Raw genomic sequence first — 24,172 nt, forward strand, 5'->3', positions numbered from 1 at the left:
CGGATGGTTTCAGCCGGGCCGTTGGCCCGGCAACCTGCTCACCCCTCCCGCGCCAACGCCTTCAGCCGATACAGCGTGTCCAGCGCCTCGCGCGGCGTCAGCGCGTCGACGTCGAGCGCCTCCACCTCCGCGCGGATCGCGTCGCACGTCTCTTCCTCCACCTGCGCGGCGGCGGCGAAGAGCGGCAGGTCATCCAGCCCCGCAGCCAGACCGCCGGTCTTCGCCCGGCTCGCCTCCAGCTTGGCGAGCACCGCCTTCGCCCGCGCCACCGTCGCCGGCGGCATGCCCGCCAGCCGCGCGACGGCCAGGCCGTAGCTGCGATCCGCCGGCCCCGTCGCCAGTTCGTGGAGCAGCACCAGCTCGCCCTTCCACTCGCGCGCGCGGACGTGGTGCAGGGTCAGCGCGTCGCAGCGTTCGGCAAGGCGGGTCAGCTCGTGGTAGTGCGTCGCGAACAGGCAGCGGCAGCGATTGTCCTCGTGGATCGCCTCCACCACCGCCCAGGCAATCGCGAGCCCGTCATAGGTTGAGGTGCCGCGCCCGACCTCGTCGAGGATGACGAAGCTTTGCGGTGTCGCCTGCGCCAGGATTGCCGCGGTCTCGACCATCTCGACCATGAAGGTCGATCGGCCGCGTGCCAGATTGTCCGACGCGCCGACACGGCTGAACAGGCGATCGACCAGCCCCAGCGTGGCGCTGGTCGCGGGCACGAAGCTGCCTGCCTGCGCCAGCACGGCGATGAGCGCGTTCTGGCGGAGGAAGGTCGACTTGCCGCCCATGTTGGGGCCCGTGACCAGCCACAGGCGGGAGTCGGGCGACAGCGTACAGTCGTTGGCGACGAAGCGCTCGCCGGCCTTGGCGACGGCGGCCTCGACCACCGGGTGCCTGCCGCCGACGACGTCGAAACAGGGATGATCGGCGATCGTGGCGCGCGCCCAGCCGCCTTCGGCCGCGCGCTCGGCAAGGCCTGCGGCGACGTCGATCCGGGCGAGCGCATCGGCGGTCGCGGCGATCGCCTCGCGCTGCGCCAGTGCCGCGGCGGTCAGCTCTTCCAGATGCGCCGCCTCAGCGGCGAGCGCATGCGCGCCGGCCTGCGACACCTTGGCCGCGACCTCGTGCAGCGCGGGCGTGTTGAAGCGCACGACGCCGGCCAGCGTCTGGCGGTGGGTGAAGCCGCTATCGGGTTGCATCAGCGCGTCGGCCGATCGCGCCGGCACCTCGACGTGATAGCCGAGCACGTTGTTGTGGCGGACCTTCAGCGTCGCGATGCCGGTTGCGGCCTTCATCTCCGCCTCCAGTGCCGCGATCGCGCGCCGCCCGCCCGCGCCGGTATCGCGCAGCGCGTCGAGCGCATCGTCATAGCCCGCCGCGATATAGCCGCCGTCGCTCGCCTCGATCGGCGGCGAGGGGACGAGCGCGCGGCGGAGCAGGTCGATCAGCGCGCCATGGCCGCGCAGCGCAGGCGCGATCCGGCGGAGCAACGCCAGCGGTGCGTCGATCTGGCCCAGCCGTTCGCCGAGGTGCCACGCGCCGTCCAGCCCGTCGCGCAGCTGCCCCAGATCGCGCGGCGAACCGCGCCCCGCTGCCAGCCGGCCGATGGCGCGCCCGATATCGGGCAGTGCCCGCAGCGCCGACCGCACCTGCTCGCGCTGGCCGGCCTGATCGTGGAAATGCTGCACCAGATCCAGCCGCTCGTCGATCGCACGGGCGTCCATCAGTGGTGCGCCAAGATCGCTCGCCAGCGCCCGTGCGCCCGCGCCCGTCACCGTCCGGTCGATACAGTCGAGCAGGCTGCCCTTGCGTTGGCCGTTGGTGGTGCAGGTGAGCTCCAGGCTTTCGCGCGTCGCGGCGTCGATCGCCATCGTCTCCGCGGCGCGGGCCAGCTGCGGCGGGCGGAGGAAGGGCAGGGCGCCCTTCGCGGTATGCTCCAGATAGGCGACGAGGCCGCCCGCCGCCGCCAGTCCTGCGCGGGAGAAGCTGCCGAAGCCGTCGAGCGTCGCCACGCCGAACAGCGCTTTCAGCCGCGCCTCCGCGCTGCCGCTGTCGAAGCCGCCGCGCGGCCGCAGGCTGGTCGCCGCGTCCGCATGGTCGCTGGTTTCGGAGGCCACCACCTCGGCCGCACCCAGCCGTGCGAGTTCCGCACCCAGCGCGTCGGCCGAACAATCGATCACCACGAACCGCCCGGTCGACACGTCCGCCGCCGCCAGCGCCACCGCGCCCGCCGCCTCGCCGATTGCGACGCACCAATTGTCGCTACGCGCGTCGAGCAGCGCTTCCTCGGTCAGCGTGCCGGCAGTGACGACCCGCACAATCGCGCGGTTGACCAGCGCCTTGCTGCCGCGGGCCTTGCGCGCCGCCTCGGGGCTTTCGGTCTGTTCGGCAATGGCGACGCGGTGGCCCGCCTTGATCAGGCGCTGGAGGTAGGCGGTCGCGGCATGGACGGGCACGCCGCACATCGGCACCTTCTCGCCGTCATGCTCGCCGCGGGCGGTGAGGGCGATGTCGAGCACCTGGCTCGCGATGCGCGCATCATCGAAGAACAATTCGAAGAAGTCGCCCATGCGGTAGAACAGCAGGCAATCCTCCGCCTCCGCCTTCAGGCCGAGGTATTGCGCCATCATCGGGGTGGGGGTGGTCATGATTCGTCAGTCGGCATCGGGTTGGCGTGCGCCATGCCGGATGGCGAGGATCGTGACCAGATCGCCGTGTACGTCGTAGCGTAGAATATAGGGCGGCACGTTCGTCATCTCGCGCTGACTGCCACCCGCGGGACGCCCGCGATGGGGGAAGTCGGCAAGGCTCTCGCCAAGGTTGAACAGCCGCGTACCGATCCTGTCCGCAGCCTGCGGATCGAACTGTTCGATATAGGTGATCGTACCGTTCAGGTCTGCGAGCGCCGCTGGGTCCCAGACGACCTCAGCCATTCTGGTCGTTGAGCCAGTCCTCGAAAGTCTTGCGACCGGGCTTGCCCCAGGTCAGCAGCCATTGTCCGACGACGACGTGCTCGACCGGAGCGCCCGCGGCGCACGCTGCCTTGGCACGCGCAAAGTCGCTCGCGTCCGGAATGCGGCGCGGTCGGGGGACGATGTCGGCCTCGTGCTTCATGCCGCGATCATACCTGCTCCGCCTTTGGGTTGAAAGCCTGTGCCGGAACGGCCAAGAGCCGTAGCGTCCTTCCCCGGCAGCGAGGTCCCCATGTCCGACACAGCGTCCGTCCAGTTTTCCGAGCGCGAGGCGCTGCTGTTCCATTCGGAGGGGCGCCCGGGCAAGATCGAGATCATCGCGTCCAAGCCGATGGCGACGCAGCGCGACCTCGCGCTTGCCTATTCGCCCGGCGTTGCGGTGCCGGTGCAGGCGATCGCCGACGATCCCGCCACCGCCTACGATTATACCGCCAAGGGCAACCTCGTCGCGGTCATCTCGAATGGCACCGCGATCCTCGGCATGGGCAATCTCGGCGCGCTGGCGTCCAAGCCGGTGATGGAAGGCAAGGCGGTGCTCTTCAAGCGCTTCGCCGACGTCGACTCGATCGACATCGAGCTGAAGACCGAGGACGTCGACCGGATCATCGATGCGATCGAACTGATGGAGCCGAGCTTCGGCGGCATCAACCTGGAAGACATCAAGGCGCCCGAATGCTTCATCATCGAGCAGACGTTGCGCGAGCGGATGAACATCCCGGTCTTCCATGACGACCAGCACGGCACCGCGATCATCTGTGCGGCGGGGCTCATCAATGCCTGCCTGCTGACCGGGCGTCGGCTGGACGAGGTGAAGGTCGTGGTCAACGGCGCGGGTGCCGCGGCGATCGCCTGCACCGAGCTGATGAAGGCGATGGGCGTGCGCCACGACAACGTCATCATGTGCGATCGCGAAGGCGTGATCTATCAGGGCCGCGAGGACATCAACCAGTGGCAGTCGGCGCATGCCGCCGCCACCGACCGCCGCACGCTGACCGAGGCGCTGAACGGCGCCGACGTCTTCCTGGGCCTGTCGGCCGCGGGTGCGCTGAAGCCCGAGATGGTCAAGGACATGGCGAAGGCGCCGATCATCTTCGCCATGGCCAATCCCGAACCGGAAATCCGCCCCGAACTCGCCAAGGCGGCGCGCCCCGATGCGATCATCGCCACCGGCCGGTCGGACTATCCGAACCAGGTCAACAACGTCATCGGCTTCCCTTTCATCTTCCGCGGCGCGCTCGACGTGCGCGCGACGGGCATCAACGATGCGATGAAGATCGCCGCCGCCAACGCCATCGCCGAACTGGCGCGCGAGCGCGTGCCGGAAGAGGTGGCGATGGCCTATGGCGTGCAGCACAGCTTCGGCCCCGAATATATCATCCCGGCGCCCTTCGATCCGCGGCTGATGGAGCTGGTGCCCTCCGCCGTCGCCAAGGCGGCGATGGATTCGGGCGTCGCGACCAAGCCGATCCTCGACATGGAGGCGTACCGCCAGCAGCTGCGCGCGCGGCTCAACCCGACGACGTCGGTGCTCAGCCTCGCCTATGAAGGCGCGCGGGCGCGGCCGAAGCGCGTGCTGTTCGCCGAGGGTGAGGAGGAAGTGGTGCTGCGCGCCGCCATCGCCTTCAAGGAGGGCGGCTATGGTACGCCGGTGCTGGTCGGCCGCGACGACGTGTACGATCGCCTGAAGGCTTTGGGTGTCTCCAACCCGCAGGAATATGAGGTTCACAACAGCCGCCATTCGCCGCTGGTGCCGAAGATGGTCGACTTCGTGTACAACCGCTTGCAACGCCGCGGCTATCTGCGCCGCGATGTCGAGCGGATGATCAACCAGGATCGCAACGTCTTCGGTTCGGCCTTGCTCCAGCTGGGCGAGGCGGATGCGATGATCACCGGCATCACCCGCACATGGGCGGAGTCAATGCGTCAGGTGAAGCGCGTGATCGATCCGGAGGCGGGGCGCACCCCCTTCGGCATCCACGTCCTCGTCGGGCAGAGCCACACCGTCTTCATCGCGGACACGACGGTGAACGAACGGCCGACCGGCGAACAGCTCGCCGACTTCGCCGAACAGACCGCGCAGGTCGCGCGCCGCATGGGCCACGAACCGCGGGTCGCGATGCTGAGCTATTCGACCTTCGGCAATCCGAAGGGCGCCTGGGTCGACAATATCCGCGACGCGGTGTCCGAACTCGACAAGCGCAATGTCGGCTTTGAATATGAAGGCGAGATGCCGCCCGACGTCGCGCTGAACCCCAAGCAGCTGGCGAACTATCCCTTCGCGCGCCTGTCGGGCCCGGCCAACATCCTGATCATGCCGGGCCTGCAATCGGCGCACATCGCCGCCAAGCTGTTGCGCGAACTGGGCGGTGACAGCGTGATCGGCCCGATGCTGATCGGCATGGAAAAGCCCGTGCAGATCGCACCGATGACCTCGACCGCGAGCGAGCTGGTGACGCTGGCGGTGCTGGCGGCGGGCGGCATAGCGCGCTGACCGGACACGGGCCGGCGGCGGGCGATAGCGTCTTGCCGCCGGTCTCGGCCTGCGTATGATCCGCTTCGGAACCAGTTCCGGGGGGGATGCATGAACAGGATGATGGTGGCTGCGAGCCTGCTCGCGGCGTGCGGCACGACGCATATGGCCTATGCGCAGGCGACGCTGCCGATGACCTATGGTGGCACCAAGCCGCCCGCCGTGGCGCAGACGCCCGCCGCCGATCCGCGCGATACGCCCGAAGAGATCGCCAAGGATGCGGCGCGCGATCTGAAGGACAGCCATTTCTACAATCGGCCGGGCGCGACGCGCGCGCAATATGATGCGGCCTGGCAGCGCTGTCGCCTGATCGCGCGCGGGTCGCGGACGCCGTCGGGGTCGATCCCTTATTACTACAACCCGGCGCTGATGTCGCCGATCGCCGCGGGGATCGGCGGCGGGATTGGCGGCTTGATCGCCGGCGCAATCGCCGAGGGGCAGCAGCGCCGCGCCAACCGCCGCAATTGCCTGCTGATCGACGGCTGGCGCGTAGTCGAGGTGTCGAAGGAGAATGCCGCGCGGGTCGGTGCGATGACCGACGCGGATCGTGACGCCTATTTCAACGGCATCGTCGGCGCGCAGACCGTCGACGGCACGATCACCGAACGCACGACCTTCGCGCAGCCCGAGGATCTGATCGCGCGCGTCGATGCGCCGCTCAGCGCGCCCGGTACGCTGTTCCTGGGCAAGAAGGTGGATGCCGCCGCGCCCTTCGTCCTCGCGCCCGGTGAGGCGGCGGTGGTCGTCGCCTTCCGCCGCCCGAATTCGGCGAGCGCAGGCCGGTCCGGCTTCGTGCAGCTGACGCGGTATGACACGAAGGGGCGGGACCTCGTCTATCGCCCCAAGGATTGGAAGAAGACGGGCGATAAGACCGTCTACGACCTCGCCGTCGGTAGCGCCGATCGCAAGGCGCCCTATGAGGTCCAGGTGCTGCGCGTGACGCCGGGCGACTATGTCATCGCCTCGACCGCCGTCATCACCAAGATGGCGACGACGACCAACTGCTTCGGCGCTCCGACTTTCCATGTCGAGGCGGGCGAGGTGGCCTATCTCGGCGACTTCATTCCGGTCGTCGACAGCAAGTCGGCGCTCGGCGTCTCGACCTCCGGCATCGCCTATGTCCGCCATGCCGAGGATGCGCAGAAGGCGCTGGCCGGATCGCAGCCGGCCCTCGCCGCGGCGATGAAGCCGGCGACCTTCCGCAACAAGGCGACCTATGCCTGTTCGGCGATCACTATGGATCGCTGGGACCTGCCCGGCGTCGAGGCGCTGCCCGATGCGCCTGCACCCGCCGAGACGGCTGCGGTCAGCGCTGCGGGGTGAAGGGACGTACTGGCCGGGACGGACATCGCCGTCCCGGCCGCCGCGCTCAGGCGTCGATGCTGGTGCCCAACGCGGCGTGGACCAGGCCGCCATCGACCGTGATCGTCTCGCCGATCACGTAATCGCCCGCGCGGCTGGCGAGGTAGATGGCGGCGCCGGCCATATCCTCATCGGTGCCGATGCGGCCGGCGGGTATGCCTTGCGCAACGTCATCGCTATGGTCGCGGGCGGCCTTGTTCATGTCGCTGGCGAAGGCGCCCGGCGCGATCGATGTGACGTTGACGTGGTCGCGCACCAGCCGCGCGGCCATGCGCTTCGTCAGATAGATCAGTGCCGACTTCGAGGCGTGGTAGCTGTACGTCTCCCACGGGTTGAGGCGCTGGCCGTCGATCGAGGTGATGTTGATGACCTTGGCCGGGCGGCCCGGTGTGCCGGCGGCCTTCAGCAGGCCGTGCAGCGCCTGCGTCAGGAAGAAGGGCGATTTGACGTTGAGGTCCATCACCTTGTCCCAGCCGCTTTCCGGGAACTCCTCAAACGGCACGCCCCAGGCGGCGCCCGCATTGTTGACGAGGATGTCGAGCTTGTCCTCATGCGCGGCGAGTTGCTCGGCGAGCGCCTTGCAGCCGGTGACGGTGCTGACGTCGCACGGCAAGGGGATGCAATTGGGCCCGAGTTCGGCGGCGGTGTCGTCGCAGGCCGGTCCCTTGCGGCTGGAGATATAGACCTTCGCGCCCTGGGCGATAAAGCCGGCGGCGATCATCTTGCCGATGCCGCGGCTGCCGCCGGTGACGAGCGCGACCTTGCCGTCGAGGCGGAAGAGGTTGGTGGTGTCCATGATGTTTCTCCTGGTTACGCGCCGCGGCAAAGCCGCGTCGTCAGTCGGGTTCGCGTGCCGCGACCCGCTGGCCGCGGTAGGCCGCCGAGCCGCGGATCAGCGGGGCTGATTCGCTGCGGCCTACCCCCCGCGTTTCATCGTTTCGCGCGCGATAATGACCTGCTGGATCTGGCTGGTGCCTTCGTAGATGCGGAACAGGCGGACGTCGCGGTACAGGCGTTCGATGCCGTAATCGGCGATATAGCCCGCGCCGCCATAGACCTGCACCGCCTTGTCGGCGACGCGGCCCACCATCTCGCTGGCGAAATACTTCGCCGCCGCGCTTTCCAGCACGACGTCCTCGCCGCGGTCTTTTTTGGCCGCCGTTTCCAGCACCATCGCGCGGGCGACGAGCGCCTCGGTCTTCATGTCGGCGATCATGCCCTGGATCAGCTGGTGTTCGGCAATCGCCTTGCCGAATTGCTGGCGGCCGGTGGCATAAGCGACGCTGTCGGCGATCAGCCGTTCGGCCACGCCGACGCAGACCGCGCTGATGTGCAGCCGGCCGCGGTCGAGCACGCGCATCGCGATCTTGAAGCCTTCGCCTTCCGCACCCAAGCGATTGGCGACCGGCACCGGCACGTCGTCGAAATGGACGTCGGCGACCTTCGCGCCCTTCTGTCCCATCTTCTTTTCGGGTTCGCCGATTGTGATGCCGGGCAGGTCCTTGGGCACCAGAAAGGCGGAGACGCCGCGCGCGCCCTTCTCGTCACCGGTGCGCGCCATCACGGTGAAGAGCTGCGCCTTGTCGGCATTGGTGATGTAGCGCTTGGTGCCCGACAGGCGATAGACGTCGCCATCTCGAACGGCACGCGTCTTCACGCTGCCGGAATCGCTGCCGACATCGGGTTCGGTCAGCGCGAAGCTGGTGACGATCTCGCCGCTGGCGATGCGCGGCAGCCATTCGGCCTTCTGTTCGGCCGTGCCCGCCATCACCAGCCCCTGGCTGCCGATGCCGACATTGGTGCCGAAGGTCGATCGGAAGGCCGGCGTCGTCCGCCCCATCTCGATCGCGACGCGGCATTCCTCGACCATGTCGAGGCCCAGACCGCCATAGTCCTCGGCGATCGACAGGCCGAACAGGCCCATCTCTTTCATCTCCGCGACGACCGCGTCGGGGATGGCGTCGGCGGCCTCCACATCGGCTTCGAGGGGGCGCAGCCGTTCGCCGACGAAGCGACGGACGGTGTCGATCAGCGCGTCGAAGGTTTCGGGGTCGAGGGCCATGCCGTATCCACTGCAATGCCCGGTGACGGGCGGGTTGTGACCTGATTATCCTATGATCTGGACGAAGCGGCTGCAAACCCGAAATTCGAAAGCGTGATTGACCACCCCCGGTGCGCGGCTATGATCCCCGACAAAACAGGAGCTTGCATGCGACCGGTGGCAGAGGCGACAGCAGGGACGGCGGCCGTACCGGCGGCACGGCGCCTGCGAAGCGGTGCGATGGGCAGCTACGCCTTCGGGGCGGTCGCCTATGGCGTGAAGGATGCCGGGTTCGGCACGTTCCTGCTGCTCTTCTACAACCAGGTCGTCGGCCTGCCCTCCGCCACCGTCGGTCTCGTCGTGATGGTCGCCTTGCTGATCGATGCCTTCGTCGATCCCGCCGTAGGATTTCTGTCCGATCGTACGCGCACGCGCTGGGGACGGCGGCACCCGTGGATGTATGGCTCGGCGCTGCCGATCATGGTCGGCTGGGTGCTGCTGTGGAATCCGCCGAGCGGCTGGGGGCAGGGCGCGACGCTTGGCTGGCTGTTCGCCTGCGCCGTCCTCGTCCGCACCGCGGTCAGTGCCTATGAGGTCCCCTCGGTCGCGCTGACACCCGAACTGTCGTCGGACTATGACGAGCGGACGCGGATCATGGCGTGGCGCTATCTGTTCGGGTGGGCAGGCGGGCTCACCATGCTGGTGTCCGCCTATCTTTATTTCCTTGCGCCGACGCCCGAGCATGCCAACGGGCTGCTCAACCGGCAGGGCTATATCGGCTATTCGATCCTCGGCGCTTTGCTGATGGGGGCGGCGATCCTGACCTCGGCGGCGGGGACGCATAAGGAGATCCCCAATCTGCCCAACCCGCCGATCGAGCGTCAGACGTTTCGTGAGAACCTGCGCGAACTGGCGGACACGGTGAAGAACCGCGCCTTCGCCATCCTGATGCTGGCGGGCCTGTGCGCCTATACGGTGCAGGGCATCAGCTATGCGATGTCGACCTATCTCTACACCTACGTCTGGGGCTTTCAGGGCGTCGTGTTCGTTTATGCGACGGTCGCGCTGTTCGGCGGCGTCCTGGTCGCCTTCGTTGCCGCGCCGCGCATCGGCAAACGGATGAGCAAGCCGCGCGCGGCGGCGGGCGCTGTGGCGATCGGCGCGACGCTCAACATCGCGCCGTACGCGCTGCGATTGCTTCATGTGCTGCCGGATGTGGGGCAGCCCGCGCTGCTGCCGATCCTGCTCGTCTTCTTCGCCGCCGCGACCGCGTGCAACGTCAGCGCGTTCATCCTGGGCGCGTCGATGATGGCGGACGTCGTCGAGGATTCGGAGATGCGCACCGGTCGCCGCTCGGAAGGGGTGTTCTTCGCGGGGTCCTTCTTCGTCCAGAAATGCACGTCGGGGATCGGCATCTTCCTGGCGGGCGTCATCCTGGCGATCGCCGGCTTCCCCGAAAAGGCGGTGCCCGGCACCGTACCGGTCGACACGATCAACCGGCTGACCCTGACCTTCGGTGTCACCTATCTGGTGATCGCCGGCTGCGCGGCGTTCGTCTTCACCCGCTTTCCGTTCGGCCGTGACGAACATGAAGCGCGGCTGGCACGACTTGGGGCAGCAAAACTGGCTGATTCCTGAGCATTTCGCCGTTCAGCGTGGCGACAGGATCGCGATTCACCGCTCATCCCATCGCTTCGTCGGCGCGCAAACACCGTTGGGCGCTTATGGTTCCCGCGCCTGTTGGCGAAAGCCGACCCCCTGTGTAGCGACATCCTCGACGAACGGGTTTTGACCGGGGGGTCAGCAAATGACTTTGAAGGCGTTGGCAGCGCGTTTTGCGCTGGTGGTATCGTGCGGCCTGATGATGGCCACCCCGGCCATGGCGCAGTTCTGGCAGTGCGCGCCCTATGCCCGCGAAATCTCGGGCATCGACATCCACGGCAACGCCAACACCTGGTGGAGCCAGGCCGCCGGCCGGTACGAACGTGGCCATGCGCCGAAGGTCGGTGCGGTCCTCGCCTTCCAGTCCACCCGCCGCATGCGCGTCGGCCATGTCGCGATGGTGTCGCGGGTCGTCAGCGACCGCGAAGTGCTCCTCACCCACGCCAACTGGTCGCGCCCCGGCGCCATCGAGCGCAATGTCCGCGCGATCGACGTCTCGGCGGCCGGCGACTGGAGCGAGGTGAAGGTGTGGTACGGCCCGACCGGCGGCCTCGGCACCTCGAGCTATCCCACCAACGGCTTCATCTACTCGGGCCATGCCCCGGCGATCGATGACGAGCCCGCCACGCCGACGGTCGACATGGACACCAGCATCATCGCCACCGCTGCCGCCGTGCCGGTGGTTCCGGTCGCCGCGAAGTAATCCACACTCACGGGCTTACCTTCAGCCCCATTGCGCCGTTCGCCCTGAGCCTGTCGAAGGGCAGCTATCCGCGGATGTGACGCTTGGGGCAGGGGCGCGCTTCGACAGGCTCAGCGCGAACAAAAGAGCACGGACGACTATCCCGCCCGGAACGTCATCGCCACGCCGTTCATGCAATAGCGCTTGCCGGTCGGCTTCGGCCCGTCGTCGAACACGTGGCCCAGATGCCCGCCGCAGCGGCTGCAATGCACCTCGACTCGCTCCATCATCAGGGATCGATCACTCCGCGTGCCGACCGCGCCCTTCAGCGGCGCATAGAAACTGGGCCAGCCGGTGCCGCTTTCGAACTTGGTCTTCGACGAAAACAGCGGCTGCGCGCAGCCCTTGCACGCGAAGGTGCCGGTGCGATGTTCGCCATTGAGCGGGCTGGAATAGGGCCGCTCGGTGCCCTCGTGCCGCAGCACGGTCCAAGCCGCATCGCCCAGTTTTTTGCGCCAGGCGGCATCGCTCATCTCCACCGGATAGCGTTCCGCGGCTGCGGCGGGCGCGTTGCGGCACCCCCACAGAAAGGCGCCGACGGCGCCGGTGGCGGCGAGGGATAGAAGCGAGCGGCGGCTGGGCTGATCGGTCATGATGAGGATGTAGGACGGGATCGGGCCGGTTTCACCCCCACCCATGCTATTGATTCGGCCGGGAACCTCGCTTCCCATTCGCGCGCTTGGCATGGCCGGGAGGTGATACCATGTCGTTCCAGCAGCTCGATCCGCCGCTTCCTGTCCACGTCCTAGACAAGGGGGCAGGCTATGCCTTCGCCGTCATCGATTACGGGCAAGAGCATAATCTCATCTGGGTCACCGCGATCAACGACACCGGCGAAATCTGGTGCGCGCCCAACCCGCGCGTGCGGATGCAGGCGAACTGGACGATGGGTCGCAAGAAGCCGGCTGCGGTTGCCAAGGCGGAAGCGGGCGATTGTTCGGGCGTGGCGCCGGTGAGCGTCGAGGTGGTGAAGCCGAACTGAGGGATGGCCCTAGGCATCCCTCCTTCGTCATTGCGAGCGAAGCGCGGCAATCCAGGGCGTCCTGGTGCGGCTCTGGATTGCTTCGCAACGCGCGCAATGACGGGAGGGGCAGCCATCAATACCGGCTGATCTCCACCGGCAACTGCCGGTAGCCATGCACGAAGCAGGCGGCGACGCGCGTCGGTTCGCCGACGACGTTCACCCGCATCCGCCGCTTCGCCATTTCCTCCATCAGGATGCCGATCTGCAACTCGGCCAGCCGCGCGCCCACGCAACGGTGGATGCCGTGGCCGAAGGCGAGGTGGCGGCGTGCATTCGGCCGATCGACCACGATCCGGTCCGCATCCGGGCCGAACACGCTCTCGTCTCGGTTGGCGGAGATATACCACAGCGCCAGCTTGTCGCCTTCGCGGATCGTCTGCCCCATCAGTTCGGTATCGCGCGTCGCGGTGCGGCGCATGTGCGCGAGCGGCGTCTGCCAGCGGATGATCTCCTGCGTCGTGTTGGCAATCAGCGACGGGTCCGCCTCCAGCTTCGCCCGCTCGTCGGGAAAACGATCGAGGCCATAGGCGAGCGCGGTCATCGAGTTGCGCGTCGTGTCGTTGCCGCCGACGATCAGCAGGATCAGGTTTCCGATGAATTCGAAATGATCCATGTGGCTCATCGCGTCCGAATGGATCATCATGCTGATCAGGTCGGGCGTCTGCGGCTGGCCGACCTTGGCGTTCCACAGATTTTGGAAGTACGCGCCGCATTCGTACATGTAGCCGAGGCGCTGCTTGCGCAGTTCTTCGTTCTTCACCAGCTCGATATCGCCCGCCCAGTCGGACCAGAAGGTGAGCTTGCGTCGATCCTCCCAGGGGAAATCGAACAGGATGGCGAGCATCTGCGTCGTCAGTTCGATCGAGACCGTATCCACCCAGTCGAAGCGCGTGTTCCACGGCAGGCTGTCGAGGATTTCCGCCGTGCGCCGCCGGATGTCGTCGCTCATCCGCACCATTTCGGATGGGGTGAACGCGGGCGCCACCGTGCGCCGTTGCCCGGTATGCACCGGCCGATCGCGCGCGATGAACATCGGCATGCGCACGTCGCTTTCCGGGATGAAGTCGGCGAGGGTGATTCCGCCGACCTCGGACGAATAGATATCGGGTAGCGACTCGACCTCGACGATCGGCTTGTAGGTTGAGACGGACCAGTACGGGCCGTAGTCGCTGTGCTCGCAGCGATAGACCGGGGCCTCGGCTCGCAATTGCGCGAAGGGCGCGTGCCAGGTGTCGTCGCGGTACAGTTCCGCGCGGCTGACGTCGAACGGATCGACCGCGGGTGCGGTCGCCTGCATGAGGGTCGCCATCATCACTCTCCTGTCTTTTGCCGACAGGAGATACCCGACTGACACTTATGTCAATTGGCTTTCGCGCGCTTCCAGAACGGCCGGGCGCTGCCCGATTGCAGCACGCCGCGCCGGAACAGCCTCGCGCCGAGCGTGATGAAGATCGACACCCACAACAGCTGCCAGGCGATCGCCGCGAGATGCGGCCAGATCGTCGGTGACGTTGCCGCGCGGCCAGCCATCGCGAAGGGCGAGGACAGCGGGAACAGCTCCGCCACGGTGGCGACCCAACCGGTGGGGTTGGCGGTGCCGGCCAGCGCCAGCGCCAGCATGCCCATCTGCAACACCGAAATCGGCAGCGCGAGCATCTGGATTTCGCGCGGGGTCGACGCCTGCGCGCCGACGACCAGGAAGGCCGAGCCGAGCAGCAGATAGGCCATGGTGAAATAGGTGACGAACAGCGCGACGAACACCGGCGTGCCGACCGCGGTCTGGATCGCCAGCGCCCGCGCCACGTCGGCGGGCAGGAACGAGCCGAGCTTGGCGATGATCGTTCCCCAGAAGCCGACGAACAGCAACGCGACGCCGAACATCCCGAGAAGCTTGCCCAGGAACACGCTTTCCAGCGGCACCGCGGCGGCGAGCACCTCGATCACCTTGTTGTTGCGCTCTTCGGCCATGGTGCCGACGACCTGGCTGGCGAGGAACAGATTCAACAGGAACACGCCGAACACCGCGAAGGAGGCGGACTGGCGGCGGTTGCCCGCCGATCCGCTCTGCCGTTCGAGCGGCGTCTTGGTCGCAACGACGCGCGGCACGGCGTTGCCGAGTTTGTCCGCGGTCAGCGTTTCCTGGGCCAGCACGCCCAGATAATCGGCGGCGCGCTTGCCGCGCGGTCCATACAGGATCTGCGGCCGGTCGAGCGGGCCGTACAGCACGGCGCTCGCCTCATACTCCTTGCTCTCGAACGCGGCGCGCGCCTGCGCCGCGGCGTCGCCGGTCGGCGTCAGCGTGGCGAGGGCGGGGGGCGCCTCTTCGTCACGGCGGAACACGTCGCGCAGGCGATCGTCCGCATCGGTCATCACGCGCGCCTGATGGGGCGATACGATGGCGACCATCCGCGTCTTGTCGGCGCGGCCATCGGCGACGCTCGCGGCACCCATGCCGCCGATCGCGCCGAACGATCCCATGATGACCGGCGCGAACAGGAACAGCAGGAAGATCGGCGTGAAGACGGTCGCGATGAAATCGCGGCGCGCGATGGTGAGCGCCTGGCGCAGCGTGCGGGCGAGGTTGGTCATGCGGCGGCTCCCCCATTCGACTGACTGGCGCCCGGCGGGTTGGCGGCGTCGCGGCCGACGATGCGGACGAAGGCGTCATGTAGGCTGGGCCGCTCGATGGATAGGCCACCGATGCCATAACCGCGCGCGATCAGCGTGCCGAGCAGCCCTTCGATCCCCTCGCCGGGCAGCCGGAAGCGCCAGCCCTCTCCGTCGCGGACGGCGTCATGCGGCAGCACCTCGGCGATCGCGGCGTCGGGATGCGTCGGCAGGTAGCGGACCTGGCTGGGCAACGTGCCCCGCGCCGCGTCCACCGTCCCTTCGAAGCGGCGCTTGCCGCCGGCGATGATCGCCAGCCGGTCGCACACGCGCTCGGCATGCGCCATGATATGCGTCGAAAACAGCACCGTCGCGCCGCGGTCACGCTCGGCGAGGATCAGCGATTCGAGCTTTTCCTGATTGACCGGGTCGAGGCCGCTGAACGGTTCGTCGAGCACCAGCAGGTCGGGGCGATGCACCACCGACCCCAGTAGCTGGACGAGCTGCGCCATGCCCTTCGACAGTTTCTTGATCTTCTCGTCCACCGCATGGCCCAGGCCCGCCGCCTCCATCATCTCGGCGGCCCGTGCGCGACCGGTACGGCGATCGAGCCCGCGCAGCGCGCCCATGAAGGCGATCGCGTCGCGCGCCTTCATCGACGGATACAGGCCGCGTTCCTCGGGCAGATAGCCGACGCGGTCGCTCGCCTCGCGCGGCGCGGCGTGGCCGAGGATCGATCGGTGCCCCTCGTCGGGTTCGATGATGCCGAGCAGGGTGCGCAGCGTCGTCGTCTTGCCCGCGCCATTGGGGCCGAGCACGCCATAGATCGCGCCGCGCGGCACCGACAGGTCGACGCCGTCGACGACGCGCCGCTCGCCGAAGCGCTTGACCAGATGTTCGGCAAAAACCGCCGGTTCGCTTGATCCCGGCACTCGTTCGTTCCCCACGCAAACCCCCGTTCGCCCTGAGCCTGTCGAAGGGCATGCGACTCAACCGTGCTTCGACAGGCTCAGCACGAACGGCAGGCCTGTGTCTCCGGCTGGATTGTGGTAGCGGGCGCGTGTGGCGAAAGACAAGCCTTCCCCGACCCCTATCGAAGCGCGGATCAAGGCCGAAGCGGCGGCGCTCGGCTTCGTCGCGTGCGGGATCGCGCGCGCCGATGCTGCGCCCCGCAGTGGCGAACGGCTGCGCCAATGGCTCGACGAAGGCCGCCACGGCGGCATGATCTGGATGGAGGAGCGTAGCGCCCAGCGCGCCGCCCCGGCCGCCCTGTGGAGCGACGTGCGCAGCGTGATCGCGCTCGGCATGAGCTACGCGCCCGCACGCGATCCGCTGGCGCTGGCGGGCGAGGGGGAGCGCGGCCGCATCTCCGTCTATGCGCAGGGCGGCGATTATCACGATGTCGTCAAGCGCGCGCTAAAAGCGCTGGGCCGCTGGCTGGCGCGCGAGGCGGGGTGCGACCTCAAGGTGTTCGTCGACACCGCGCCGGTGATGGAAAAGCCGCTGTCCGAGGCGGCGGGCCTCGGCTGGCAGGGGAAGCACACCAATCTCGTCAGCCGGGATCACGGCAGTTGGCTGTTCCTCGGCGCGATCTACACGACGCTCGACCTCGCGCCCGACACGCCGGGGCGCGACAGTTGCGGATCGTGCGACGCCTGCCAGCGCGCCTGCCCAACCGATGCCTTTCCCGCGCCCTATCGACTCGATGCGCGGCGCTGCATCTCCTACCTCACGATCGAACATGCCGGGCCGATTCCGGAGGAGTTTCGGACGGGCATCGGCAACCGCATCTATGGCTGCGACGATTGCTTGGCGGTGTGCCCCTGGAACAAGTTCGCCGCCAGCGCCGCGGCCAACATGGCGTTCCACCCGCGCGCCGAGCTGACCGCGCCGGCGCTCGCCGATTTGCTGGCACTGGACGATGCGGGATTCCGACAGGTCTTCTCCGGATCGCCGATCAAGCGCATCGGTCGCAATCGCATGGTGCGCAACGCCGCGATCGCCGCGGGCAATAGCGGGTCACCGGCACTGATCCCGGCGCTCGACCGGTTGCTCGGCGACGAGGACCCGGTGGTGGCGGAGGCGGCGGCCTGGGCCCGCGCACGGCTTGACCGCACGGGGAGCGGCGGCTAACCGCGCCGCCAGCATCAAGAGTCGAACGACGTTCGACGCCAACCTGCTCCCCGAGCAAGGTGGCGCCCCCGGCAACGGGGGGATGTGGCCGGACCGGCAACCAAACGGGACCTCACGCCACATCGTCGTTCGTTTCCGGGTGCAGACCGTTTTGCACAAGGACCCGACGCCGTGACCGCCCATGCCCAGCAATTCGCCAGTGACAATTATGCGGGCGCCTGCCCCGAGGCGATGCAGGCGATGCTTGCTGCCAATGCCGGGTCTGCGGTCGCCTATGGCGACGACGACTGGACGCAGGCGGCCGCCGACCGTCTTCGCGCGCTGTTCGCGAAGGATGCCGAGGTGTTTTTCGTGTTCAATGGCACCGCGGCCAATTCGCTGGCGCTCGCCTCGCTGTGCCAATCGTACCATAGCGTCATCTGTTCGTCGGCGGCGCATGTCGAAACCGACGAATGCGGCGCGCCGGAGTTCTTCTCGAATGGGTCGAAGCTGCTGCTGGCGCCGTCCGCCGACGGCAAGCTGACCCCCGACGCAATCCGCGCGCTGGCGACCAGCCGATCGGACATCCACTTCCCCAAGCCGCGCGTCGTCACGATCACCCAGCCGACCGAGACGGGGCAGGTCTATACGATTGCCGAGGTGCAGGCGATTTCCGCGGTGTGCCGCGAACTGGGGCTGAAGCTCCACATGGACGGCGCGCGCTTCGCGCATGCCTGCGCGGCGCTGGGATGCTCGCCCGCGGCGATCACATGGGAAGCGGGCGTCGACGTGCTGTGCTTCGGCGGGACCAAGAACGGCTTGGCGATCGGCGAGGCGGTGATCTTCTTCGACCGCAGCCTTGCCGAGGATTTCGACTATCGCTGCAAGCAGGCGGGGCAACTCGCGTCCAAGATGCGCTTCCTATCGGCGCCGTGGATCGGGCTGATCGACAGCGGCGCGTGGCTGCGCAACGCCGAGCACGGCAATGCCGCGGCGCGGCGGCTGGCGGATCACGTGTCGGGTCTGCCGGGTATCGACCTGCTGTTCCCGGTCCAGGCCAATTCGGTGTTCCTGATCGCGTCCGAACCCGTGCTCGATACGCTGCGGCAGCGCGGCTGGCGCTTCTACACCTTCATCGGCGGCGGCGCGCGCTTCATGTTCGCCTGGGATGCGGACCCGGCGCGGGTCGACGCACTGGCAGCGGATATTCGCGAGGCGTGCGTCGGCTCAGAGGTGGAACTGGCGGCGTAGCGGCCCCGCCATCGTCGTCATCCCAGCCCGCGCTGGGATGACCTATCTCCAGGATCGATCGACATTCATTCACGCCAAGATGCGAAGACATGAAGAAAAGACGGTTCACGCGGAGGACGCAGAGGTGTGGGGGCTGCCGCGCGAGCGGCCTGTCTATCTCGGTCGAGGTCAAGGCGAAGCGCTGCCACGCGCGTGACACCTCCGCGTCCTCCGCGCCTCCGCGCGAACAAAACTCTTTTTCGTCAGGCCGTTCCGCTCGTCGGGAAATGCATCACGACGGTGAATGTCGATCGGCCTTGGCTTACCCCAAACGGCGCCCGAAGCCGCCGCCCGCCGGCCGCCGCGGCACGAGCGGGTTTGCCTCGCGCTCCAGCAGCGCCAGCGTTTCGAAGAACAGCGGGCGCAGGCGCACGACATGCTCCAGCGCCTCTTCGCAGGTTTCGTGGCGCTCGACGCAGTCGCGCGCGAATTCCTCGATCGTCTCGGCCAGCATTGCCAGCGGCTCGGCACCGAACTGACGCGCCTCGCCCTTCAGCGTGTGCGCCGGAATCACCATTGCGGCGGCGGTCTGCGCGCGCATCGCCTGTTCGATCGCCGACACCGATTTCACGCCGTCTTCGCGGAAATAGCCCAATATGCGCACGAAGCCGGCGCCCAGTTCGGCGCGCGCCTGGGCGAACGCCGCCCAATCCACCAACGTGCTGCCTTCGAACGACACGGCCTTCTCCCCTCAGGATCAGGCCAACCATATTGAGCAGCGGTAAACAGCTGGTTGCCGATGCGGCCGATTAGGGCGGACCCTAATCTTTGGTGTCGAAAGGATTCTTCGGCGCGCGGAAGGTCAGGCGAACAGGAACTGCCCCAAATCCCAGATCCTTACGCATGGAATTGACCAGATAGCGTTCATAGCTCGCCGGCAATTGATCGACGCGCGTGCCAAAGATTACGAAGCTGGGCGGCCGCGTCTTGATCTGCGTGACGTAGCGCATCTTGATCCGCTTGCCGCCGGGGGCGGGCGGGGGATTCGCCTCGACCGCGCGTTCGAACCAGCGGTTGAGCTCGCCAGTGCCGACGCGCTGCGACCAGGCCTCGCGCGTTTCGAAACAGGCCTGGATCAGCTGGTCGATACCCTTGCCGGTCGCCGCCGACACGGTCATCACCGTGACGCCCTTCACCTGGGACAGGCCGTCCTCCAGTGCGCGCTTGACGCCGTTGAACAGCGACGAGGCGTTTTCGGCGACGTCCCATTTGTTCAGCGCGATGACGAGCGCGCGGCCTTCGGACAGGACCTTGTCGGCGATGCGCAGGTCCTGCGCCTCCAGCCCCAATGTCGCATCGAGCAGCAGCACGACCACCTCGGCGAAGTCGACCGCGTGCAGCGCATCGGCGACCGACAGCTTTTCCAGCTTGTCCTGCACCTTGGCGCGCTTGCGCATGCCGGCGGTGTCGATCAGGCGGACGGCGCGGGGGATGTTGTCGCGGTCGTACCACGTCCAATCGACCGCGATCGAATCGCGCGTGATGCCGGCTTCCGGCCCGGTGATCATCCGGTCCTCGCCCAGCATCTTGTTGATGAGGGTCGACTTGCCCGCATTGGGACGGCCGACGATGGCCAGCTTCAGCGGCGCGTCGGGGGACTCGTCGTCCTCTTCCTCCGGCATCGCTTCGATCGCCGCTTCCAGATGCGGCAACAAGGCCTCGAACAGGTCGCCCATGCCCTCGCCATGTTCAGCCGACAGTTGCACCGGATCGCCGAAGCCCAGCGCCAGTGCTTCGAGCACGCCCTGTTCGCCGGCCTTCCCCTCCGCCTTGTTGGCGGCGAGCACGACGGGGGTGGACGACGAGCGCAGCCAGCGCGCGATCTCTTCGTCCAGCGGCACGACGCCCGCGCGCGCATCGACCAGGAACAGCGCGACGTCCGCCTGGCCGATCGCCGCCTCGGTCTGCAGGCGCATGCGGCCGGGCAGCGTCTGGGCGTCGTGATCCTCATAGCCGGCGGTGTCGACGACGCGGAAGTCCATGCCGATCAACGTCGCATCGCCTTCGCGCCGGTCGCGCGTCACGCCCGGCCGATCATCGACCAGCGCGAGTTTCTTGCCGACGAGGCGGTTGAACAGCGTCGACTTGCCGACATTGGGACGGCCGACGATCGCGACGATAGGAAGACGGGACATGGCCGTGCTTTAGGGGAGGCGGGTGCAAACACCAAGTCCCGGGGGACACGCCTATCGCCCGTCGCCGTCCGCCTCCAGCCGGTCGGCACGCTCGCGATCCTTCTGCGCGCCTTTGGCATCGCCGCGTGCGGCCCGAATATCGCTGCGCAGGCGATAGGCGCGGGCGGAGCGATCAAGGCGGATCGCGCGGTCCATATCCTTTTCCGCCCGCGCCAGGTCGCCGCGCTGCCGATAGGCTTGCGCGCGGTTCAGGTATGCGCTCGCCAGGTCGGGGCGTAGTGTGATGGCGCGGTCCAGCGCGCCGATCGCGGCGGTGGAATCGCCGGCCTCCAGCGCGGCGAGGCCGGTGCGCAAGGCCGTATCCGCGGGATCGGCGGCAATGCTGGAGGCGCGTTCCGTGTAGCGACCGACGCCGGTGCGGCGCGCGACGCGCGATCCCGTAACCACGACGTCCTGCGCCTGAGCCGGGGCGGACATCGGTGCCGCGGGCGCGGGGGGCGGGGGCGGCGGTGGAGGCGGCGCAGGTTCCACCACGGCTTCCGGCACCGGCGCGGGCGCGAATGCGGACACGGGTGCGGGCGCGGATACCGGCGCGGGCGCAGGGGGCGGCGGCGGAGCGGCATCCTCCTGCGTATCCGTCGCGCGGCGTGCCGTTGCGGCGGGGGTGGGGGTCGGTTCGGCCTTCACGGCGGATGGCGGCGCCGGCGTCGTCCGGTCCGCCACGATCCGTTCCGGCCGTGCATCGCCGTTGGGTTGTTGGCGCGCGACCTCGCTTGGCACGTCGCGATGATCGAGCGCCATCGGGATGCCCACCAGTGCGACGAGCGCGATCGAGGCGAGCGCCCCCACCGGCCCCGGCCGCAAGCGCCAGCCGGCACGTGCGGGCGGGTGGCGGCGGGGCGGAGTGGGCGCCTCCACCCCATCGAACCGCGCCATCGCCGCATCCAGCGCCGCCCGCCGCGCGGCGGGGCGCGGCGGCGGTGGGTCGGGCAGCTGGCGGGCGAGATCGTCGTCCATCGCGGCTCAACCGGCCGGGCAGGGGGGAAGGACGCGCGCCATCCCCCCAACTATAGCGGCATCGACGCGGCCACCGAAAGCGTCAATGCCGCCCGCCATCGCTCAGCGCACCAGCGGCGGCATCGCCTGCGCGGCGCGCGCCTTGGCGACGAGGTCGATGAACTCGGCGCGATAGCCGAACGGATCGGCCCCCTTCGCTCCCGCCGCGATGCGCGCGACATCGTCATAGCCGAACCGCCCTTCATAGGTGCCGCCGCGCAGCAGCTCGGCGAGCCCGGCCACCGCGGTGGCAAAGCGCGCGTCACGCGGCGCATCGGCGAACCGCGCGGCATGCGCGGTCGGGATCGGCCGCGCGATCAGCCGGCTGGTCGACGCCTTCGGCAGTTTGTAGCGGATCTTGACGAAGCCCAGCTCGGCGGCGCGCACCTTCGCCGCGCTGGCCTTGGCGCCCTTGCCATAACGCAGCGGATCGACCGTGCGCGGACCGCCGACCGGCACCACTTCGTACAGCGCCGTCACCGTCCGCCCGGCGCCGACATCGCCGGCATCGACCTTATCGTTATTGAAGTCCTCGCGCGCCAGCAGCCGGTTTTCGTATCCGATCAGCCGATATTCGGCGACCGCGGCGGGATTGAACTCCACCTGCACCTTCACGTCCTTGGCGATCGGGAACAGCGACGCACTCGCCTCCGTCACCAGCGTTTTGCGCGCCTCGTTCAGCGTGTCGATGTAGGCGGCGACGCCATTGCCGTTCTGCGCCAGCGTCTGCATCAGCGCATCGTTGTAATTGCCCATGCCGAAGCCGAGCACGGACAGATACACGCCCTTCGTCCGCTCCGCCTCGATATAGCCCTTCAGCTGGTCCTGATCGGTGATGCCGACGTTGAAATCGCCGTCGGTCGCCAGGATCACGCGGTTCACGCCCTTGGGATCGAAGTCGCGTTCGGCGAGCGCATAGGCCTGGCGGATACCCTCGGCGCCCGCGGTGCTGCCGCCCGCTTCCAGCCGGTCGAGCGCGGCGAGGATGCGGGTCCGGTCGCTGGCGGGCGTCGGCTCCAGCACGGTGCCGGCCTGACCCGCATAGGCAACGATCGCCACCCGATCGTCCTCGCCCAGGCTGTCGAGCAGCAGCGTCAGCGACTGTTTGACCAATGGCAGCTTGTTGGGCTCCATCATCGACCCCGACGTATCGACCAGGAAGACGATGTTCGCGCGCGGCCGGGTGGTACGGGTGAGGTCATAGCCGCGCACGCCGACGCGGACGATCAGCCGCCCCGGCGCCCAGGGGCTGGGAAAGACCGACAGATCGGTGCTGAACGGCTCCGCCGCGCTCTTCGCGGGGGCATAGTCATAGGGGAAATAGTTCACCAGCTCTTCGGTCCGCACCGCGTCGCGCGGCGGCAGCGTGCCGCGGTTCAAAGACGCACGCACGAATGCATAGGACGCGGTGTCGACATCGAGCGAAAAGGTGGAGACGGGCGCCTCGGCGACGCGCTGGAAGGCATTCTGCTTGATCGGCGTGAAGCGGTCGCGGCCGGTCATCGAAAAGGGCGGCGCGTGCGGCGGCAAGGGCATGCCGATACGCTGCGCCGACATCATCATGACCGGTGCAGGCACAGGAGGCGGCGGCGGCGGGGGCGGCGGTGCCGGCTCGTTGGGGGCGATGACGCGCGACCCCGTCAGGACGATATCGTTGGCCGCCTCCTGCGCGACAGGCGCCGGAGTCTCGGCACCGGTCCGCTGCGTGGTATCGGCGCATCCAACGACGAACAGTGCGGGCAGGCCCAGCGCGGCGAGCAGGACGGGGCGGGCGAAGCGGGCACGGGTCATGGCAGTCTCCTCGAAGAACGGGCGGCACATCGTCCGCCTGTTCCTTCGACGCGGCAGCCCGCATGATCCTTGGGAGCGCCCGTGCATTTTTTTACACGCCCCCGCCCAACCGCTTGCGCGCCTCGTGCAGGCGCCACGACACCGTCGCTTCGGCGACACCCAGGATCGCGGCGGCTTCGGCGTGGGTCAGCTGCTGCCCCGCAACCAGCACCACGGCGTCGCGATAGGCGGCGGGCAGCTTCATCACCGCGCTCTTCACCCACATCGCATCGTGCAGGTCGGCATGGCCCGTCCCGCGTCCGATGCCTGCGACCACCGCCAGCCGTTCGGTCAGCCCACGAAACGCCCGCCCGCGGCGCCGCGCATCGCGGCAGGCGTTGAAGACGATGCCGCACAGCCAGGTCGAAAAGCGCGCTTCGCCGCGAAAGCTGCCGATCCGCCGGACGAGCGCACAGCACACGTCCTGCGCGATATCCTCCGCATCGCTGCGCGATCCGGTCAGCTGCCAGGCGAGCGCGTGGATCCGGTCGTAATGCCGATCGATCAACGTCCCGAACGCGTCTTGATCCCCCGCTATCGCCGCAGCGACCAGATCGGCGTCGGGGTCGCCATGGGAGCCTGGCGCTGGCGCAGGGGCCAACGACGCACCGTCCGATCGCGCCTGCCCATCAAGACCGTCCCCCGCCATGCCCGCTGTCTGCCCGATCGCGCCGCGCGACGCCATGGCCGGTGTGCAGGACACCCGTTTTCGCCAGCGGCGGGGCGACATCGTGGGATGAGAGCGATGTGCTCCGTCATTGCGAGCGCAGCGAAGCAATCCAGAGCCGGACCAGGACGCCCTGGATTGCCGCGCTGCGCTC

General features: G+C 68.2%; 21 protein-coding genes and 1 riboswitch. Of the genes, 7 read left to right on the forward strand and 14 right to left on the reverse strand.

Translation table 11 applies throughout. The features are described from left to right. Window positions 1-38: 38 nt before the first annotated feature. From mutS to GGR47_RS09550, 3 genes are read right to left on the reverse strand one after another with little or no spacing between them, the layout of a single operon-like run. Window positions 39-2,618, reverse strand: a complete 2,580-nt coding sequence (gene mutS / locus GGR47_RS09540; protein WP_147036568.1) for a DNA mismatch repair protein MutS — start codon at window positions 2,616-2,618, stop codon at window positions 39-41. 24 nt (window positions 2,619-2,642) lie between these two features. Beyond that, window positions 2,643-2,921 (reverse strand): type II toxin-antitoxin system RelE/ParE family toxin, encoded by a 279-nt coding sequence (locus GGR47_RS09545; RefSeq protein ID WP_147036565.1) that lies wholly within the window; start codon window positions 2,919-2,921, stop codon window positions 2,643-2,645. Further along, window positions 2,914-3,102, reverse strand: coding sequence for a hypothetical protein (locus GGR47_RS09550; RefSeq protein ID WP_147036564.1), 189 nt, complete (start codon window positions 3,100-3,102; stop codon window positions 2,914-2,916). The genes GGR47_RS09545 and GGR47_RS09550 overlap by 8 nt, the downstream gene beginning before the upstream one ends. A 90-nt stretch (window positions 3,103-3,192) precedes the next feature. Here GGR47_RS09550 and GGR47_RS09555 point away from each other — a divergent pair, with 90 nt between their 5' ends. After that, window positions 3,193-5,451, forward strand: a complete 2,259-nt coding sequence (locus GGR47_RS09555; protein ID WP_017979684.1) for an NADP-dependent malic enzyme — start codon at window positions 3,193-3,195, stop codon at window positions 5,449-5,451. Between the two features lie 99 nt (window positions 5,452-5,550). Further along, window positions 5,551-6,813, forward strand: coding sequence for a hypothetical protein (locus GGR47_RS09560; RefSeq protein ID WP_147036563.1), 1,263 nt, complete (start codon window positions 5,551-5,553; stop codon window positions 6,811-6,813). 46 nt (window positions 6,814-6,859) lie between these two features. On the opposite strand, the gene GGR47_RS09565 is transcribed toward GGR47_RS09560, so the two are convergent. Beyond that, the gene (locus GGR47_RS09565; protein WP_147036562.1) at window positions 6,860-7,648 is read right to left on the reverse strand and encodes an SDR family oxidoreductase; all 789 of its coding nucleotides are present in this window, start codon (window positions 7,646-7,648) and stop codon (window positions 6,860-6,862) included. A gap of 120 nt (window positions 7,649-7,768) precedes the next feature. Then, window positions 7,769-8,914: an acyl-CoA dehydrogenase family protein gene (locus tag GGR47_RS09570; protein ID WP_147036561.1), complete on the reverse strand. Its 1,146-nt coding sequence runs from the start codon at window positions 8,912-8,914 to the stop codon at window positions 7,769-7,771. A gap of 219 nt (window positions 8,915-9,133) precedes the next feature. On the opposite strand from GGR47_RS09570, the gene GGR47_RS09575 reads away from it, so the two are divergent. Continuing rightward, entirely contained in the window at window positions 9,134-10,531 is a 1,398-nt protein-coding gene (locus tag GGR47_RS09575; protein WP_147036567.1) for an MFS transporter, read from the forward strand. Window positions 10,532-10,700: 169 nt separating this feature from the next. Next, the gene (locus tag GGR47_RS09580; protein WP_063685947.1) at window positions 10,701-11,258 is read left to right on the forward strand and encodes a CHAP domain-containing protein; all 558 of its coding nucleotides are present in this window, start codon (window positions 10,701-10,703) and stop codon (window positions 11,256-11,258) included. A 137-nt stretch (window positions 11,259-11,395) separates the two neighbouring features. On the opposite strand, the gene msrB is transcribed toward GGR47_RS09580, so the two are convergent. Continuing rightward, window positions 11,396-11,935, reverse strand: a complete 540-nt coding sequence (gene msrB / locus GGR47_RS09585) for a peptide-methionine (R)-S-oxide reductase MsrB (RefSeq protein WP_147036560.1) — start codon at window positions 11,933-11,935, stop codon at window positions 11,396-11,398. Window positions 11,936-12,000: 65 nt separating this feature from the next. On the opposite strand from msrB, the gene GGR47_RS09590 reads away from it, so the two are divergent. Continuing rightward, entirely contained in the window at window positions 12,001-12,279 is a 279-nt protein-coding gene (locus GGR47_RS09590) for a hypothetical protein (protein ID WP_063685943.1), read from the forward strand. Between the two features lie 115 nt (window positions 12,280-12,394). On the opposite strand, the gene GGR47_RS09595 is transcribed toward GGR47_RS09590, so the two are convergent. Genes GGR47_RS09595 through GGR47_RS09605 form a run of 3 tightly spaced genes read right to left on the reverse strand, consistent with a single transcriptional unit; the run spans window position 12,395 to window position 15,860 of the window. After that, entirely contained in the window at window positions 12,395-13,630 is a 1,236-nt protein-coding gene (locus tag GGR47_RS09595; protein WP_147036566.1) for a cytochrome P450, read from the reverse strand. A gap of 50 nt (window positions 13,631-13,680) precedes the next feature. Continuing rightward, the gene (locus tag GGR47_RS09600; RefSeq protein ID WP_147036559.1) at window positions 13,681-14,910 is read right to left on the reverse strand and encodes an ABC transporter permease; all 1,230 of its coding nucleotides are present in this window, start codon (window positions 14,908-14,910) and stop codon (window positions 13,681-13,683) included. Continuing rightward, the gene (locus GGR47_RS09605; protein ID WP_147036558.1) at window positions 14,907-15,860 is read right to left on the reverse strand and encodes an ABC transporter ATP-binding protein; all 954 of its coding nucleotides are present in this window, start codon (window positions 15,858-15,860) and stop codon (window positions 14,907-14,909) included. Before GGR47_RS09605 ends, GGR47_RS09600 begins: the two co-directional genes overlap by 4 nt. Window positions 15,861-15,990: 130 nt before the next feature. Here GGR47_RS09605 and queG point away from each other — a divergent pair, with 130 nt between their 5' ends. After that, window positions 15,991-17,061, forward strand: a complete 1,071-nt coding sequence (queG, locus tag GGR47_RS09610) for a tRNA epoxyqueuosine(34) reductase QueG (RefSeq protein ID WP_147036557.1) — start codon at window positions 15,991-15,993, stop codon at window positions 17,059-17,061. A 6-nt stretch (window positions 17,062-17,067) separates the two neighbouring features. Then, a riboswitch (SAM-I-IV-variant riboswitch) is annotated at window positions 17,068-17,175 on the forward strand. Window positions 17,176-17,232: 57 nt separating this feature from the next. After that, window positions 17,233-18,291 carry a threonine aldolase family protein gene (locus GGR47_RS09615; protein WP_147036556.1) on the forward strand — a complete coding sequence of 353 codons (1,059 nt, stop codon included), beginning with the start codon at window positions 17,233-17,235 and terminating at the stop codon, window positions 18,289-18,291. A 301-nt stretch (window positions 18,292-18,592) separates the two neighbouring features. Here the strand turns inward: GGR47_RS09615 and GGR47_RS09620 are convergent, their stop codons facing one another. The 5 genes from GGR47_RS09620 to GGR47_RS09640 form a co-directional block, all read right to left on the reverse strand. Beyond that, window positions 18,593-19,009, reverse strand: a complete 417-nt coding sequence (locus GGR47_RS09620) for an Hpt domain-containing protein (protein ID WP_043060370.1) — start codon at window positions 19,007-19,009, stop codon at window positions 18,593-18,595. Between the two features lie 82 nt (window positions 19,010-19,091). Then, window positions 19,092-20,465: a ribosome biogenesis GTPase Der gene (gene der, locus GGR47_RS09625; protein ID WP_147036555.1), complete on the reverse strand. Its 1,374-nt coding sequence runs from the start codon at window positions 20,463-20,465 to the stop codon at window positions 19,092-19,094. A gap of 51 nt (window positions 20,466-20,516) precedes the next feature. Beyond that, the gene (locus tag GGR47_RS09630) at window positions 20,517-21,482 is read right to left on the reverse strand and encodes a tetratricopeptide repeat protein (protein ID WP_183949526.1); all 966 of its coding nucleotides are present in this window, start codon (window positions 21,480-21,482) and stop codon (window positions 20,517-20,519) included. 102 nt (window positions 21,483-21,584) lie between these two features. After that, window positions 21,585-23,312, reverse strand: coding sequence for a vWA domain-containing protein (locus GGR47_RS09635; RefSeq protein WP_244305303.1), 1,728 nt, complete (start codon window positions 23,310-23,312; stop codon window positions 21,585-21,587). Between the two features lie 91 nt (window positions 23,313-23,403). Continuing rightward, window positions 23,404-24,036, reverse strand: coding sequence for an RNA polymerase sigma factor (locus GGR47_RS09640; RefSeq protein ID WP_147037365.1), 633 nt, complete (start codon window positions 24,034-24,036; stop codon window positions 23,404-23,406). Window positions 24,037-24,172: the final 136 nt, after the last annotated feature.

Source organism: Sphingomonas aquatilis (genome assembly GCF_014196115.1).
Taxonomy (GTDB): Bacteria; Pseudomonadota; Alphaproteobacteria; order Sphingomonadales; family Sphingomonadaceae; genus Sphingomonas; species Sphingomonas aquatilis.